The organism is Caballeronia sp. AZ10_KS36, assembly GCF_023631105.1.
GTDB lineage: Bacteria > Pseudomonadota > Gammaproteobacteria > Burkholderiales > Burkholderiaceae > Caballeronia.
The window spans coordinates 111,330-127,747 of record NZ_JALQDQ010000050.1 but is presented as its reverse complement, the minus strand read 5'-3'; the positions used below and the strand labels follow the sequence as shown (position 1 = coordinate 127,747).

The window sequence follows — 16,418 nt, the reverse complement described above, 5'->3', positions numbered from 1 at the left end:
GGTGGACATGACGCAGAACCGGGACACGAAAGACGATAACAACGGCATCAGCACCGCAAGGCGCGGCCTGATGCAGGGCGCGGGGCTCGGCGCGGCGCTCTCCATGCTGGGCGGCGTCGCGGGCGCGGGCGGTCTGATTTCGAGCGCCCAGGCCGCCGAATCCGCGTTCCCGCAGCACAAGAAATGGAAGATCGTGTTCGTCAATCACGTCACCACGAATCCGTTCTTCGTGCCGACGCAATACGGCATACAGGACGCGTGCTCACTCTTCGGCATGGACTATCAGTGGACCGGCTCCGCCACGTCCGATGCCGGTGAAATGGTGCGCGCCGTGAACTCCGCGATCGCCGCGAAAGCCGATGCCATCGCCGTGCCGATCGTCGATCCGACTGCATTCGACAAGCCGATTCAAGCCGCGCTCGATGCCGGCATTCCGGTGTTCGCCTATAACGCCGACGCGCCGCGCGGCAAGACGAGCCCGCGTCTCGCGTACATCGGGCAGGAACTGTATCTCTCCGGTTATCAGATGGGCGAGCGCATTGCGAGTCTCGTCGATAGCGGCATGGTGGCGCTTTTCATCTCGACGCCGGGTCAGCTGAACATCCAGCCGCGTCTGGACGGCGCGAGCGACGCCATCAAGAAATCCGGCAAGAAGATCGACATTCAGACCGTGGCGACGGGCGCGACGGTCAACGAGGAACTGTCCAAGATCAAGTCGTTCTATCTGGGACACCAGAACCTCAAGGGCATGTTCGCCGTCGATGCAGGCAGCACGCAAGGCATCGCGCAAGTGATGAAGGAATCGAACCTGCCGTCGAAGGGCGTGCATGGCGGCGGCTTCGACCTGTTGCCGCAGACCGTTCAGCTGATCCACGAAGGCTTCCTCGATTTCACCATCGACCAGCAGCCGTATGTGCAGGGCTTCTATACCGTGGTGGAAGCGTTCACGTTCCTCGCGTCGGGCGGACTCGTCGGACCCGCGAACATCAACACGGGTCTCAAGTTCGTGACCAAGGCGACCGTCGAGCCGTACCTCAATACGTCGACGCGTTATGAAGGCAAGACCACCAAGCCGCAAATCGTTCCGATGAACGGCGCGATCAAGTCCTGATGAATACGCTGAACGAGCCCGGCAAAACACACGGCGCCGCGACGGTCGCGAGACCGCGCGGCGCGCTCTTCGCCCAATGGGCGCCCGAGTTGCGGATACTGCTCGTCGCGGTGCTGCTCGCCGCGTACTTTCAGATCGTCAACCACGACTTCCTGCTCTCCAACGCGAGCCTCGTCAACCTGTCGCAGTTCATTGCGCCGGTGGCGATCATCGCGCTCGGCGAGATCATGCTGATGATCGGCGGCGATATCGATCTGTCGGCGGGCATGGTGTTCGCGTTCGCGCCGTTCATGATGGTCTTCGCCAACGATGCCGGCGCGCCCATGTGGCTCGCCGTGATCGCGGGCCTCGTCGCGGCGGCCATCATCGGCTTCGTGAACGGCGCGGTGACCGTCTATCTGCGCCTGCCCTCTTTCGTCACGACGCTCGGCACGCTGTTCCTCATCAACGGCATCACGCTCACGGTTTCGCGCGGCACGCCGGTCGCGACGCCCGGCTCGCCGGAGTTCGCCGCCGTGATGGGCGCGTGGGGTTACAGCGAGATCATCTGGACGGTCGGGCTCGCGATCATCATGCACGTGCTGTTGCGGCACACGCGCTGGGGCCTGCATACGCAGGCGGCGGGCGCGAATCCGCTCGGCGCGGGCGAGGCCGGCATTCTCGTGAACCGGCTGCGTCTGGGTAACTTCGTTCTGGCTGCCGTGCTCGCGGGTCTCACGGGCATACTCGAAGGCTTTCGCATCACGTCCATCGATCCTCAAGCGGGCGGCAATCAGATCATGTTTCTCGCGGTTGCGGCAGCGGTGATCGGCGGCACGCCGTTGACGGGCGGCTCGGGCACGATCGTCGGCGGCCTGATCGGCGCGGCGGTGCTCGGCATTCTGAACGACGGCTTCACGCTCATCGGCATCAACGCGTTCACGTTCAACATCATTCTCGGCGCCGCGATTCTCGCCGCGATGATCTTCAACATTCACATCGGGCGCATTCGCCGCAAGGGAGCACGGTGATGAGTGAAGCGCAAACCGCCGCGCCCGATCTCGCGTTGCGCGGCGACAATCTCGTGAAACGCTTCGGCGCGGTGACCGCGCTCGACGGCGTGTCCCTCACGCTCGGCAAGGGCGAAATTCTCGGCGTGCTCGGCGACAACGGCGCGGGCAAGTCCACGCTCGTCAAGATTCTCACGGGCTTTCATCAGCAGACGAGCGGCACGCTGCACGTGCACGGACAGGAAACGCTGATCCGTTCCGTCGATCACGCGCGGTCGCTCGGCATCGAATGCGTGTATCAGGACCTCGCGCTCGCCAATTCGCTCAGCATCTACCACAACATGTTTCTGAACCGCGAGATCGTGCGGCGCGGGCCGCTCAGTCTCATGCGGCTCGTGGATCACAAGCAGATGCGCGAGCGCGCGGCGCAATGTCTCGACGATATCGGCGTGCATGTGCCGTCCGTCGATTTGCCGGTGGAGCGTCTGTCGGGCGGTCAGCGTCAGGCGATCGCCGTGGCGCGCGCCGTCAATTCGAACGCGCGCATTCTGCTGCTCGACGAACCGCTCGCCGCAATGGGCGCGCGCGAAGCGGGGCTCATCATCGACCTCGTGCTGCGGCTGAAGGAGAAAGGCGGGCTGTCGATCATCATGATCATGCACAACTACGCGCAGACGCTCGACATAGCGGATCGCATCATGTTGATGCAGCGCGGCCGCGTCACGTATGAGCAGCGCAGCGCGAATACGTCGGTGGCCGAGCTGATGGATATCGTGCGGCGTGAATATCGCGCGATGCGGGCAGCCACGGCGCATTGAACGCGCTTGGCCGCGCTTGGCCGATGCCCGAGCGTTACTCGACTTCCCGCCCCGCCGATAAGACCGATGCCGCGAGCATGATGAAAGCCCGCGGCATCGGTCATCAACACACCATCATTACTGCGCCGCGCACGTGAAGCTCGACGCGACGTTCACATCGCCCGAACCGTTATAGCGCGGGAAGGTCGGGTATTCGCAGAGCGGGCGCGTGCGGCCCGGCACGCCCGTCTTGTCCGCGACGATCTGCGCAGGCGGCGTTACGCCCTTCTCGACCCAGTTCTCCAGCGTCGTCAGCGAGTCCCATCCCGCGTTGAAGATGCTGCTGGTCGAGTGCCCGTAGCCGGGGATCTCGTAATAGCGCACGAAATTGCTGACCGTCGACGCGCCCATCGTCTGACGCAGACGCTGGTAATACTGCTCCGTCGACTGCGTGCTGACGAGTGCATCGGACATGCCGTGCGCCATCAGGATCTTGCCGCCCTTCGCATTGAACGCGGACAGGTCCGTCTTGTTCACGTCCTGCTCGGCCGTCAGGGCACTGATGCGCGCCTGATACGCGCCCGGGTTTTGCGGATCGACCGTGAGCGAGTTGACGTTCGGATCGCGCGCCACGAAGTAGCGAATCCACTGGTCCCAGAAGACGCTGAAGTAAGGCGCGGTGGCAGGCATGGGACTCGCCGGCTGCACCAGATTCAGCGCGAGGGCAATGACGGTCGGCTGCACCGCCGATGCATTCACGACGCCCAGGTCCGCGCCCCACACGTTGAAGCCGGGATACTGCGTCTCTCCGCTTGCGAGCGGGTAACTGAACGTGATCGGCGTCGCGTAGACCTTGAGCGCCGCGATCTGCGCGTCGGAGAGGCACGTGTCGCCCGTGTCCGCGCCGTTCGCGCATCGCAGCGGCGTGCCGTTCACCGTCGCGGTCGCCGGATCGAAGCTCGCATTGCAGGCGGCCATGTTGCTGATGAGACCGTCCGCCACGCCGTCGAGCGCATCGCAGGCGGACACCGCGGCATTGAGCAGCACCTTGCGCTTCGCCTGATTCGGATACGCGCCCGGCAGCGCGAGCGCGCGCGTGATGCGGCCGAACTGAAGGTCCAGCGTCGCCGCATTCCATGCCGGATACAACACGATGGAGCCGTCCCAGTCCTGCGGCCAACGCTGCACGACAGCCAGCGCCTCGCGTCCGCCCGACGAGCCGCCCGCGAAGTAGGCGCGCTTGGGTTTGTCGACCGCATAACGCTTTCCGATCAGATAGACCGCTGCATCGCGCGTTTTCTTGAGCGCATCGCCGGAGAAGTTCGCGACGGCTTCGTCGTTGGTGCCGAACGAACCGTCGCGGCTGCCGAGCGCGCCGGCCTGATGGCCCGAATCGCTCCCGAACACCGCATAGCCGCGAGCAAGCGGCGCGGGCTGTGTCGTCGGGCCGGCGGGGACGTTGCCGGTCACGGCGGGTATGGTGCCGTCATAGCCGCCGCCACCGAACATCATCGCCTTGCTGTTCCACTGCGTCGGCATCGCGACCTGGAAGTTGATCTTCGGCGCGGTCTGATCGACGGGCGCAATCGACCCGCTCACGAGGCAATACTCGGGCGTGGCCGTGACGCCCGTGCCGGATGCGGGAACGACCGCGGCGGCGGCTACGGTCGCGCCCGTCGTCGGCAAACCGATTGCGCTTGCAGGCACGCTCATTCCCGCGAGTTGCGCACAACTGAGCGCAGCAGTCGGCGGCGTGCCGTTGTTGTTGTCGTCGTTTCCGCCATGACACGCGGCAAGCGCCAGCGCGGCAAACGGTGCAGCCGCTACCGCTGCCTTGTTGACGTATCGGATAGTGCGAGGCCTGCAGAGTGCTTCGGGCATGTCTCCTTCCTCCTGGCAATTGAATCGCTCTCGTGAACGGCTCTCGTGAACGGCGTTCTCGTGCCGCGTCGTGCGGTGCGCTTTTTTGCGTCCGCGTAAGAATCGTTGACGGCGGCGCAATGGAAGTCAAGCGGGGCGTGTACCGACGCGTGGGTTGCCAATCAATTCAATAAGACTTACTGCGTCGCCAGGAATAGGAGAGAGTTGCGAAGGTAGGCTTTACCTCGTCGATGAATGGCTCATCGACCCGCGTTCGCTTTGAATTGACTTTGCGAGTGGCGGAAGGCCGTATGCGTGCCTTCCTTCGCATGAGTTGGCCGATTGGCCCGATGATTGATCGCTCGCCATTGAAGGCGAGCGAGTAACACGCTTCTTGGCCGTGCTTGAAGAAACGCCGGAGTCGTTGACATGACGAACCGGCGCTTGCATCACTTAACTGGCCTCGGCTGTGTTCGCGCTGCCGTTTTGCGCTGCCTCGGACACCGAAGCGCGCTTGGCGGAAGCCTTCCTTGCAGCCTTCTTCGTCGCCGTTTTCTTTGTCGCGGCCTGGGCTTTCTTTGCGACTTTCTTCGTGGCCGCTTTCTTGGAGGCCGTCTTTTTCTCGGACGCGCCGTTTGCCGCTGTCGCATCGATCAGGAACCTGGTCCTGTCCTTCGCGGACGCGAGCCACGCCGGCGCCTTGCCTCGGCCACTCCATTCCGCGCCCGTCTTCGGATCGCGATACTTAGGCGGCTGCGGGCCCCGCACATAATTGCCGCGAGGCTTTGCCTGTTTCGCATCGGCGGCAGAGGCCGTGCTTGCGTCCGCGTCGATAAGGAACCGGTTACGGTTCTTCGCGTTGGCAATCCAGCCGGGCGCGCGGCCGTGACCGCTCCATGTCGCCCCGCTCTTCGGATCCCGATATTTCGCATTCGACGCGCCGCCCTTTTGCGAACCGGTGCTTGCGCCGCGTTTCGCGCCACTGCCTTTTCCCGCCCCGTGCGCACGCAGGTCGTCGACAGTCAAACCGTATTCGTCCATCAACGAATGAATTCGGGCGATGGCACCCGCCGACTCTTTCTTCGCTATTGCTTCGGCTTGCGCCTGTAGTTTGGCTATCTTCGTCTGAATGTCTTTGAGCGTTGCCATAGGACTCCCCTTTTCGATTGCAATGCCGAACTATGCCATATGCGTTGCCCGCGAAGCACATTCATCGCGTGACACAATGGCCGACATCGATCGAAGCAAACGCAATTCAAGCGGCCAGAGTCAGACTATCTGGAGAAACGCGCCCAAATTTTACGAATACGGCGAGCGCGATCCTCGAACAGAAACGAAGCGATGAGCGCGAAGATTCCTGAAACCACGCCTGTGAGAATATGTTCGACGTACGGATTGGAGTAGCGACTCGCGTGTGAATAAGCATCGCCTAACGCGGTCAGCAAGCCGACCAGCAACGCATTGCCGTATCGGTTGCCATAGAGTTTCGTCGCCGGCGTGAAAGTGAGAAGCACCGCCAGAAGTCCGGTCAAGAGTCCGGTTTTGAATGCGATGATCCAATGCGCGAGACTCATGACGTTGCTCCAGCTACCCGGCATGCAGGTCATGCATGCACTCGTCGGCTGCCAGAAACGCTGCACGAACAATCGGACGCGACGCTTCCACTCGGTTGACATGATCGTTGCCCTCGGCAATCGCGACGCCGGATAACTCACGTTACGACGACGAGCGGCTACACGCAATCCCTGTGTGGTTGCGCCTCTCGTTCAAGACTCGACGCAGCGCAGACCCACGAGCGTCGCTTCGATTGCATCGTCGAGCGGCGTATGCGGCTCATGGCCGAGCACTTCGACAAGCCGCGTGTTGATCATGCGCACCGGCGTTCGCCATAAATAGCGCATTTCGCGCATCTCGCGAAAGGTCGCGTTAAAGGGCGATGCGAGCGTCAGCAGCCACCACGGAAAGGCGTGGATCGAAGGCGCTCGCCCCGTTTGTCGCGCCACCACGCGTTGGATGGCCGCAGCGAATAGCGTGCCGTCCTCGTCCCAATGACCGCGCATATGAAAGCGCGCGAAACGATCCAGCGTATCGCGGCGCGCGAGCAGTTCGACCATGGTGCGTGCCACGTCCGGCAGATATGACCATGCGTGTCCGACACCGGCCGTCCCCGGATATACGATTCTTTGGACCGGCTTTCCCGGCTTGACGAGCCCTTGCGAGAACCAGTTGTTGCCCGCTTTCGGCCCGAAGAAATCGCCCGCACGTACGATCAGCGTCTGCACGCCTTCGCGGCTTGCACGTTCGAGCCGCGCTTCCATCTCGACGCGAATCGCTCCTTTCTTGGTGATTGGATTTTGCGGCGCGTTCTCGGCGATCGCGGGAAACGCGTCCGGTCCGAAGTTGTACACCGTGCCCGGTAGCACGATGGTCGCGCGCTCGGTCTTCGCTGCCGCAATCGTGTTGTCGAGCATCGGCAGCACGAAATCGGCCCACCGCCTGTAGCCGGGCGGATTCACCGCATGCACGATCACCGTCGCCCCTTTGGCCGCGCGTGTCACGTCCGCGCGATTCATCGCATCGCCGTGAATCCGTTCGATGCCGTCCGTTTGCTCGCTCGCCGCAGCGGAACGCCGCAGTCCGCGCACATGCCAGCCCGCATCGCGCAATTGCCGCGCGACCTCGCCGCCGATGCCGCCGGTTGCGCCAAGCACCAAAGCCGTTTCCCGAGTCATGCCACGCTCCTTGTTATGTCGATTGGATGATTCTGCGCGAGACACGGCTGCAATAGAATTGCCGAACAACGTAGAGCGGATATACAAATTTGCATGGCGGACAACATAGGTTGGGAACTCTATCGCACGCTGTTGGCGGTGCTTCAGGAAGGGTCGCTGTCGGCGGCGGCGCGCGCATTGGGGATCACGCAGCCGACCGCGGGCCGTCACATCGAAGCGCTCGAACGGGCGTTGAACGCGAGCCTTTTCACGCGTTCGCAAACCGGCTTGCAGCCGACCGACTTGGCGCTCAGCCTGCGCGCTCATGCGGAGGCGATGCAGAGCACGGCTCTATCGCTGGAACGCGCGGCGAGCGGTCACGGCAATGGCGGCGACGTGCGAGGCGTAGTGCGTGTATCGGCGAGCGAAGTCGTCGGCGTCGAAGTGCTGCCGCCCATCATCGCGGCGCTGCGGCAACGGCACCCGCATCTCGTCGTCGAACTGGTGCTGTCCAATCGCGTGCAGGACCTGCTCAGGCGCGAAGCCGATATCGCCGTGCGCATGGTGCGGCCCAAGCAGACCCAACTCGTCGCGCGGCGCGTCGGTAGCATCGAGCTCGGGCTGCATGCGCATCGCGACTATCTCGCGATGCATGGCACGCCCAGGAACGCGGCGGCGCTGTGGAAACACGCGATCATCGGCTACGATCAATGGACGGCCTTCGTCCGCGAGGCGAGCAAGGCATTTCCCGGCTATTCGCGCGGCGCGCTCTCGCTACGCACCGACAGCGATGTCGCGCAATTCGCGCTGATCCGCGCGGGCGCGGGCATCGGCGTGTGTCAGGTGCCGCTCGCCCGCCGCGATGCGGCGCTCGTCCGCGTGCTGCCCAAGCTCGTCGCGCTGCAACTGGAAACGTGGGTGACCATGCACGAGGACCTGCGCGCGTCGCCGCCTTGCCGCGCGACTTTCGATGCGCTCGTGCAGGGGCTTCTGGACTATGTGCGGTGATGCAGCCATGCTTCGGGCGCGCGTGAAACGACTGGGCGCGGGACGGTGAGACAATCAACCATCGAGCGTCAACCATCGGGAGCACATCATGTCACGCAGCGTCGCAGAGAAACGCGCGGCCTTTCGCGCATTGCATGAGTCCGGTTGCTTCATGTTGCCGAACCCTTGGGACGCGGGCAGCGCGCGTTATCTAGCGAGCCTCGGCTTTCAGGCGCTTGCGACCACGAGTTCCGGCTTTGCCTGGTCCACCGGACACGCCGACAATCACGTCACGCGCGATCTCGTCCTCGCGCATTTGCGCACGATGGTGGACGCCACCGATCTGCCCATTAACGCCGACTTCGAGAACGGCTTCGGCGCGACGCCGGCAGAAGTCGCCGCGAGCGTCGAGCTGGCGGTTGCGACCGGCGTGGCAGGGTTGTCGATCGAAGACTCCACCGGCGACGCGTCAGCGCCGCTCTTCCCGCTCGACGTCGCCGTCGCGCGCCTGCAAGCAGCGCGCCGCGCCATCGATGCGAATGGCGGCGACACGCTCTTGATCGGCCGCGCGGAAAACTTCTTTGCGGGAACGCCTGATCTCAACGACACGCTCGCGCGCCTCACGGCCTACGCGGCGGCAGGCGCCGACTGCCTCTACGCGCCGGGCATTCACACTCGCGAGCAGATCGAGGCCGTGGTCGCCGCAGTCGCGCCCAAGCCGGTCAACGTGCTGATCGGCGGACCGTCGCCGTTCACGCTGAGCGACCTCGCCGCGCTCGGCGTGCGGCGCGTGAGCGTCGGCGGCGCGCTGGCGCGGGCCGCGTGGGGCGGTTTCATGCGTGCGGCCATGACGCTTGCCGAAGGACGCTTCGACGGCTTCGAAGGCGCGGCATCCGGCGCCCAACTCAACGCGCTGTTCTCAGGCAACGCGTGACTTCGAAGGAGCGTGTGATGGCTCGTGAAATCATCCGCGTGGAACCGCTTTCCAGTTGGCTCGAACGAAGGAAGGCGCCGGTATCGGTTGTCACGCGTCATCGCGACACGGTGTATGTCTCGGGTCTTCCGCCCTTCGATCCGGATACCGGCGAGGTACTCGATGCGCCTATCGAGCAGCAGACGCAACGCGTGCTCGAGCAATTGAAGCTGTGCGTGGAGACGGCGGGATCGTCGCTCGATGAAGTGTTGAAGTGCAATGTCTACTGCACGTCGGTGGAGATGTTTTCGGTCGTGAACGAAATCTATGCGCGCTTCTTCGGGCATGAGCCGCCGGCGCGCATCTTCGTGAATGTGCCCGCGTGGCCGGGACGCTTCGACATCGAGATCGACTGCGTCGCGGCGGTATCGCGGTAAGTCAGCAAGAGCCGCGTCATTCCGGCGTCTGCGCGCCGCGCCATACGCGGCATTGCTGGCGCACGACTTCATGCAGCGAATCGTGCGCGCCGTAGATGCGGCGCAGCCACGTCGCATCGGTTATTCCCTGCGTCACGGTCCGCCTGATCGCATGGAGCGCTTCGTCAGCGGCGAGAGCATGGGCGTGCGGCGCGATGGCGTCGAGCGTGGCGAGAATGTCTTCGCGAATTGGGCGGCGCTGCCCGGTCTCGGGATTCACGCATACGCCGTCCAGTCCGAAGCGGCACGCCATGAACCGGTTCGCCCGATAGACTTCGTAATCACGCTCGGTCAGGCGCAAAGGCAGATCGGTCAGCAGATAGCGCGCGAGCGACTGGATATAGGCCGCAATGGCCGCAGCCCATTCGACACGCAGCGGCGTATCCATCACGCGCACTTCGATGGTGCCGTATCCCGGACTCGGACGAATGTCCCAATAGAAGTCTTTCAGGCTTTTGACGAGACCCGTTTGCGTCATGCGATCGAAGTACGCTTCGAACTCACTCCATTTCGTGACGAACGGCGCTTGCCCCGACAACGGAAACGGCGCGACGGAATTCAAGCGGGCGCATTGAAACTGCGTGTCGCTGCCTTGCACGAACGGAGAAGACGCGGCAAGGGCAATGAAATGCGGCACGTAACGCGAAAGCGAGTGCAATAGAACGAGCGCCGAATCGGCGTCCGCGCAGCCGACATGCACGTGCTGGCCGAAAATCGTGAATTGCTGATAGAGCGCGCCATAAAGGCTCATCAGATATTCCGAGCGCTCGCGTCCGTCCGAACGCTGGTCGTACCAGTTCTGGAAGAAATTGGTTCCTCCGCCGCACACGCCGACATTGAGAAAGTCGCCTGCCCGAACGAGCGTATCGCGAAGCACCTGCAATTCGCTTTTCGCCTGATCGAAGTTCTTGCAGATGCCCGTCGACAACTCGATCATGCCTTCGGTTGTCTCCGGATTGATCGCGCCCTCGAAACGCTCTTCTCTCACGCGATTCAGAAGTTCCGTCGTCGCCTTCGTCAGGTTGTAGTCGTGCGTATTGACGACCTGAACTTCCAGTTCGACTCCGATCGTGAACGGCTCTGACGACGCAAATGGCTGGAGCATGGAGTGTCCTGTTTCGCGGGAGACGAGACGAAGCGGCGAGTTCATTTTACGCGACGAGCGGGGCTTGCCGATCAGCCCTTCGGCTCGAAGCCGAACGATCGATCGTAATGCGCACAGAGTAGCGATAAGAACGGCGTTGCGATGCCAGCCTCGTTGTCCGAGACACCGTCTGTCCTATTCAGCAGGCATATTCACTATCAAGATTCCAACGCATCCTGACCATGTCCACTTCAAACAAGCACGCGCCCTACGACCCGCCGCACGACGCCGAATCGCTCGTTCTCACATGGATAAGACGCGCCCGCGAAGCGCAGATCCGCCACTACGCGATGGCCGACCGCCTGAGTGCCTGCGCGCGATACCTGGGGCTCGCGGTCATCGCCATTACCGCGCTCACGGGCACATCGGCGTTCGTGTCGCTCGTGACGCTGGCCGTGTCGCCGGGATTGCGCGTGGTCGTCGGACTCACGAGCATGAGCGCTGCGGTGCTCGCCTCGTTGCAGACCTTCCTGCGCTATAGCGAGCGCGCGGAGTTGCATCGCAATGCGGGCGCGCGCTATGGCGCGGTGCGCCGGCGACTGGAGACGATTCACGTCGACGGCGCGCGCGAAGAAGCGATGTTCAGCATCGATGTCGTGCGCGACGAGCTCGACGACATCGCGCAAAACGCGCCGCATGTGCCGCGTCGGGTTATGCGAACGCCTTAGCGCCGGCGCTTTTCAAGGCTTATACCCATCGTCCAGCGTATGAAGAAACGCGACGATATCGTGAATATCCTCTTGCGTCATCGCGGGCGTATCGCCGGGCTTGCGATCGAACGGCGCGTCCTTGTCGTCCACGTTTGCGTGAAATTGCGGCGGCAGGTCGTCGTATTTGCGCACCTCGCCTCGGGCGTCCTTCGGATAGAACTTCTGCGGCGCGGTATTGCGCTCGTTATAGAACGCCATCACGTCGTCCAGTGAACGATAGATGCCGTTATGAAAGAACGCGTGCCGCGTCGCGACGTTGCGCAGCGTGGGCGTGAGAAACATGCCGCAATACTGCGTCTGTTCGCGCAGGTCTTCGCGGAAAGGGCCGCACACGCCCATGTCGTAGAACTTCGGATCGCGATTAATCGCGAGCGCGTTATTGCGCGGCACGCCCAGCGATTCGTACTGAAAGTCGGTGAACATCGGCGGCAGACCGTCGGGGCTCGGCTTCGACACATGGCAGCCCGCGCAATTCGCCTTGTCGGGATCGTTGAAGAGGCGCAGCCCGTGCAGTTCGGCTTGCGTCAGCCGCGCCTTGCCTTCGAGCCAGTAATCGTATTTGCTCGTGTACGGATGAAACGCCTGCTCTTCAACTTGATAGCGGGCCACGGCGAACATCGCCTCCGATACCGCCAGATCGCCGCTACTGAAAATACGCGGCCCGAAGAGTTTTTCGAATTCCATCTTGTACGGCGTATGCGCGAGCTTCTCCGCGACTTGCGCGAGGCTCGCGTTCGCCATTTCGACCGGATTGACCATCGGCCCGCTCGCTTGCGCCTGCAACGTATCCGCGCGGCCGTCCCAGAAGAGGCCGCCTTGCGGCACCATCGCCGGGGCGGCGGGCGCCACGCCCGCGCTTTTCTGCGCGCGCGCCGTGCCGCTCGCCTGCGCGGCCAGTTTCGCGAGATCCGGCGCTTCGTCGGCATCGCCCTGATCGGGACCGATGCTGAACGCCGGCTGCCGGTAGAGATACATGAGCGACGGCGGCGGCCGATATCCCGGCAGCGTCAGATGCGGCCCGCCCTGCTGCACGGCGAGGTCGTTCGGCGGGCCGAACGCATGCGCCGGATCGTGGCACGAGGCGCACGACTGCTGGCCCGACGCCGAAAGGCTCCGGTCGAAGAAGATGCGCTTGCCGAGTTGCGCGACGGCGCTCAGTTGCACCGCCGGCGGTCGCTGCAACACGACGGGATGCGCGTTCGCGCCCGTCAGATTCTCGACGATATCGCCAATTGCCGCGGGCACGCGCGACGGCGCGATGACGGCATACGCGCCGAACGCGCCCGCCGCGACGATGAGCAGAGCGGCCACGTGAAGCGCGCGGCGCTTCCAGTTCGGTTTATCACTGGACTGGCGAAGAGCCGGATCGACGGTAGTGGACATGGACTGATGAATACGAGAGCTTCGATGAAAACGCGTTGTCGCCGGCAAGCGGCGACAACGGAAAACGTGAAGGCACAACCACGCACGGACGGGCCGTGCGTGCGTGGCCTTGCTTAGATTGCCGGCACGGAAGCCACCGGCGAACCGAGGTTCGGATCGACGAAGAGCTTCGCGTTGTTGCCCTTGCCGCTGAAGTCGAACATGCCCATCATGCTGCCCGCGGTCGCATCGAACGAGCCGCCGCCCAGACGCGCCGAGCCGAGCCAGTTGTCTTCGATGAAACGCACCACGGAAGCCTGGCTGATCGGCGTGTGATCGACGTAGTTCACCTTCGCCCACGGCGAGATCACGAGGAACGGTATGCGCGTGCCCGGACCGCAGCGGCCGTTCACCGCGCCGCCATTCACGCCGATGGGCGCCGCGCCGGAGCCGCACTTGCCCGCGCCGTTCAGCTGGTCGGCTTGCGCGTCGAACGAAGACGCAGTCGGCGCGGCGTACGCGTGGTCGTACCAGCCGTCCGAGTCGTCCCATGCGACGATCACGGCGGTGCTGTTCCAATCCGGCTGCTGCTGCAGGAAGTTCACGACCTTCGCGGTGAACGCCTGCTCGTCGAGCGGGTCCGAGTAGCCCGCGTGGCCGTCCTGGAACGCAGGCGCCTTCACGAAGCTCACCGACGGATAGTTGCCCGCCTTCACCGCCGCGAAGAAGTCGTCGCTGTCGTACTGATGGTTCGCGGGCTCCGGCGTCTTGCCGTCCGCTTCCACGGACGAACCGATGGCCGCCGTCGAGCTCGGGCGCAAGTGCTGCGGATTGGCCGTCGACGCGTAGTACTGGAACCAGTTGTGATGCGGGATATAGTCGGCCGTCGCCTGTCCGACCACCTGCGACACGGTGCTGCGCTTGCAGCCCGTCGTGCCGTTGCCGTTCACGGTCGCGAGGTTGAAGCCGCCCATGAAGCCGCCCCACGTGATGTTCTTCGCGTTGAGCAGATCGCCGATGTTCTTCGAGGTCATCATCGCCTGGTCGGTCGTGCTCGAGCAGACGTCGTAGCCGGGATCGACGTCGTTGATCATCGAGTAGCCGCCCTGGCCGTCCGCGACATAGTACGAACCGGACGCCGTCGTCATATTGAACGCGGGCTTGCTCGCCTTGACGATCTGCATGCCGTTGTTCTGGCCGGATACCACTTCGAGCGCGCCCGGCGTCGACGGGCCGTAGGTGTCGGTGTAGGCGTTGTCGCTCATCGCGAACTTCTGCGCGTAGTTCCAGAGCGCGGTGACCGTGTTGCCGTCAAAATAGCCCATCACCTGCCCGGCCGTGCCGAACGAACCCGCGCCGCCGCTCGAACCCTTACCCGTGTACTTCGGGAACAGGTCCGCTGCGCCGTTGTTGTAGGCCTGCTGTTCGGCCGTGTACGCGTGATTCTGGTCGGCGGTGGCCGCCTGCGTCCGGTCGAGGCGGAACGGATTGGCCGCCGCCGCGCCGTTCAGCGTATTCGTGAAGTTCGGGTTGGCGGTGAGCAGCGTGCCGCTCAGGCCGTTGATTGCCGGGGTGCCCGCCGCCGCCGTGAAGGCCGGTTCGCCGGCCGGGTTCGTGGCGTTCGGGTAGGTCGCGAAGTAGTGATCGAACGAGACGTTCTCGTTGAAGATCACGACGAGATGCTTGATCGGTGTCGCCGTGGCGAGCTTGTTCTGCGCGCTTTGAGGGGTGTCGTTATGGTCGCTGCCGCAGGCATACATGCCGATTGCGGCGGCGGCCGATGCGCCAACCATGAGGGCTCGACGAAACATGAAGGGGACTCCGGTGTCGTTTTGATAGTGGTTCGTTCGTTTGCGCTTTCAGGCGCCGCGAAAGCGAGGGCGCGCGCTTTGCACGCGCGACGGATTTAAGCACCCGCTGATGGCCTCTTTAAGACAGTGCGCTTGCGGCGCACTTACCCCGAGTTGACGATTCGTCGCGGCGGACTTTCGAAAGCGTTACGCGCCGACGCGTATGGACAAAAAGTGAGCGGTATCCTGCAGGTAAATGCGCGGTTCGTCGTGCTAAAGCATCGCATCCGCGCGACGTAAACCAGCTATCGCCTTGCCTCTCAGACCCATGCTTCGTCACCTTCCATCGATCACCCGCCGCATCGTCGCCCGTCGCGGCGATGCGCCGGGCATGCTCGGGTGCGGACATGGGTTCGCGCATCGCGCTCGCTTTGCATCGACCGAGGCCGCCGCGATGACCTCGGTTGATGCGTCCGGTCTCGCATCCAACGCGCGCCCGGCGACGCATCGGCGCGGCGTGGGCTTTGTCCGGCGCGCGTACGGGCTGCGCTGCATCGGCCTCGCGATGGGCTTCGTGCTCGTTCAGACGGTGCTGTGGATGCAGCATGCATCGGCCGGCGAGCGGCTATTCGTATTGGCGTATTGCTTCGGCTGGCCGCATCTCGCGTTTCTGCTCGCGCGCACCGGCGCCTACCCGGACCGCAGCGAGCGGCGCAATATCTACGTGGACAACCTCGCGGGCGCGATGATCGTCGTCGCGATGAAGTTCGCGTGGCTGCCGTCCACGCTCGTCCTCTTGATGTTCATGATGAACAACGTGGCGGCGGGCGGCGCGCGCTTGCTCGCCCGCGGCCTGCTCTTTTGTCTCGCGGGCTTCGCGCTCGGCGCGCTCGTGTTCGGCGTCGCATTCGACTGGGGCAGCGTGTCGGCGAGCACCATCGCCAGCGCGCCCATGCTGATCGTCTATCCGTTGTCGCTCGGCATCGTCACGCACCGCACGGCGATCAAGCTCGCCGAGCGCTCCCGCGCGCTCAAGCATCTGAACGAACGCGACGTGCTCACCGGCCTCCTGAATCGCGCGACGCTCGCGCGGCGTCTGGACGACACGCTCGCGCGGGCGCGGGCGGACCGCACGCGCGTGAGCGTGCTGTTCATCGATCTCGATGAATTCAAGGTGGTGAACGATTCGCTCGGCCATCATCTCGGCGACGAACTGCTGGCCACGGTGGCGGCGCGGCTCATGGCGACGGCTGGCGTCACGGAGCAAACCGGGCGATACGGCGGCGACGAATTCGTGATGGTGTCGACGCTGCCCGCGCTGGAAGCGGTGAAGTCGCTGGCGGCGCGGCTCATCGACGCGGTGAACGCGCCGGTGCGGCTCGGCAGCGACACGGTCGGTCCGCGTCTGAGCGTGGGCATCAGCACGTGCCCCGAGGACGGCAACGAAGCGCAGCCGCTTCTCAACAAGGCCGACGCGGCGATGTATGCGGCCAAGCACGGGGGAAGAAACCGGTGGGTCGTGTTCGAGGAAGGGTTGGCTGAGGCGGAGGTTTACGGGTAGGTCGGCG

15 protein-coding genes are annotated in these 16,418 nt (G+C 63.9%); 8 read left to right on the top strand and 7 right to left on the bottom strand.

The genetic code is table 11. The annotated features are described in order from the left end of the window. Positions 1–7 precede the first annotated feature (7 nt). From NCR35_RS29250 to NCR35_RS29240, 3 genes are read left to right on the top strand one after another with little or no spacing between them, the layout of a single operon-like run. Positions 8–1,111, top strand: a complete 1,104-nt coding sequence (locus tag NCR35_RS29250; protein WP_250537381.1) for a sugar ABC transporter substrate-binding protein — start codon at positions 8–10, stop codon at positions 1,109–1,111. Beyond that, on the top strand, positions 1,111–2,121 hold the full coding sequence (locus tag NCR35_RS29245; protein ID WP_250537380.1) for an ABC transporter permease: 1,011 nt from the start codon (positions 1,111–1,113) through the stop codon (positions 2,119–2,121). The genes NCR35_RS29250 and NCR35_RS29245 overlap by 1 nt, the downstream gene beginning before the upstream one ends. Then, on the top strand, positions 2,121–2,918 hold the full coding sequence (locus tag NCR35_RS29240; RefSeq protein WP_250537379.1) for an ATP-binding cassette domain-containing protein: 798 nt from the start codon (positions 2,121–2,123) through the stop codon (positions 2,916–2,918). The genes NCR35_RS29245 and NCR35_RS29240 overlap by 1 nt, the downstream gene beginning before the upstream one ends. A gap of 117 nt (positions 2,919–3,035) precedes the next feature. On the opposite strand, the gene NCR35_RS29235 is transcribed toward NCR35_RS29240, so the two are convergent. The 4 genes from NCR35_RS29235 to NCR35_RS29220 all read right to left on the bottom strand — a co-directional run bounded on the left by NCR35_RS29235 (position 3,036) and on the right by NCR35_RS29220 (position 7,489). Beyond that, positions 3,036–4,778: a tannase/feruloyl esterase family alpha/beta hydrolase gene (locus tag NCR35_RS29235; RefSeq protein ID WP_250537378.1), complete on the bottom strand. Its 1,743-nt coding sequence runs from the start codon at positions 4,776–4,778 to the stop codon at positions 3,036–3,038. Between the two features lie 432 nt (positions 4,779–5,210). Then, positions 5,211–5,906 carry an H-NS family nucleoid-associated regulatory protein gene (locus NCR35_RS29230; protein WP_250537377.1) on the bottom strand — a complete coding sequence of 232 codons (696 nt, stop codon included), beginning with the start codon at positions 5,904–5,906 and terminating at the stop codon, positions 5,211–5,213. A gap of 125 nt (positions 5,907–6,031) precedes the next feature. Next, positions 6,032–6,433, bottom strand: a complete 402-nt coding sequence (locus tag NCR35_RS29225) for a hypothetical protein (RefSeq protein ID WP_250537376.1) — start codon at positions 6,431–6,433, stop codon at positions 6,032–6,034. A gap of 90 nt (positions 6,434–6,523) precedes the next feature. Next, a complete protein-coding gene (locus NCR35_RS29220; RefSeq protein ID WP_250537375.1) occupies positions 6,524–7,489 on the bottom strand; it encodes an NAD-dependent epimerase/dehydratase family protein in 966 nt (321 codons plus the stop codon). A 93-nt stretch (positions 7,490–7,582) separates the two neighbouring features. On the opposite strand from NCR35_RS29220, the gene NCR35_RS29215 reads away from it, so the two are divergent. The 3 genes from NCR35_RS29215 (at position 7,583) to NCR35_RS29205 (ending at position 9,805) form a co-directional block, all read left to right on the top strand. Further along, positions 7,583–8,476, top strand: a complete 894-nt coding sequence (locus NCR35_RS29215; protein ID WP_250537374.1) for a LysR family transcriptional regulator — start codon at positions 7,583–7,585, stop codon at positions 8,474–8,476. Between the two features lie 88 nt (positions 8,477–8,564). Further along, positions 8,565–9,389, top strand: a complete 825-nt coding sequence (locus NCR35_RS29210) for an isocitrate lyase/PEP mutase family protein (RefSeq protein WP_250537373.1) — start codon at positions 8,565–8,567, stop codon at positions 9,387–9,389. Between the two features lie 17 nt (positions 9,390–9,406). Next, positions 9,407–9,805, top strand: coding sequence for a RidA family protein (locus NCR35_RS29205; RefSeq protein ID WP_250537372.1), 399 nt, complete (start codon positions 9,407–9,409; stop codon positions 9,803–9,805). 16 nt (positions 9,806–9,821) lie between these two features. Here the strand turns inward: NCR35_RS29205 and NCR35_RS29200 are convergent, their stop codons facing one another. Beyond that, positions 9,822–10,949, bottom strand: coding sequence for a YbdK family carboxylate-amine ligase (locus NCR35_RS29200; protein ID WP_250537371.1), 1,128 nt, complete (start codon positions 10,947–10,949; stop codon positions 9,822–9,824). A 221-nt stretch (positions 10,950–11,170) separates the two neighbouring features. Between NCR35_RS29200 and NCR35_RS29195 the strand changes: the two genes are divergently transcribed. After that, positions 11,171–11,656: an SLATT domain-containing protein gene (locus NCR35_RS29195; protein WP_250537370.1), complete on the top strand. Its 486-nt coding sequence runs from the start codon at positions 11,171–11,173 to the stop codon at positions 11,654–11,656. Positions 11,657–11,668: 12 nt separating this feature from the next. On the opposite strand, the gene NCR35_RS29190 is transcribed toward NCR35_RS29195, so the two are convergent. Together NCR35_RS29190 and NCR35_RS29185 are read right to left on the bottom strand one after the other, a co-directional pair. After that, complete coding sequence (locus NCR35_RS29190; protein WP_250537369.1) at positions 11,669–13,081, bottom strand: cytochrome-c peroxidase; 1,413 nt, start codon at positions 13,079–13,081, stop codon at positions 11,669–11,671. Between the two features lie 113 nt (positions 13,082–13,194). Further along, positions 13,195–14,871: a phospholipase C gene (locus tag NCR35_RS29185; protein WP_250537368.1), complete on the bottom strand. Its 1,677-nt coding sequence runs from the start codon at positions 14,869–14,871 to the stop codon at positions 13,195–13,197. A 433-nt stretch (positions 14,872–15,304) separates the two neighbouring features. Between NCR35_RS29185 and NCR35_RS29180 the strand changes: the two genes are divergently transcribed. Next, complete coding sequence (locus tag NCR35_RS29180; protein WP_250537367.1) at positions 15,305–16,411, top strand: sensor domain-containing diguanylate cyclase; 1,107 nt, start codon at positions 15,305–15,307, stop codon at positions 16,409–16,411. Positions 16,412–16,418 lie beyond the last annotated feature (7 nt).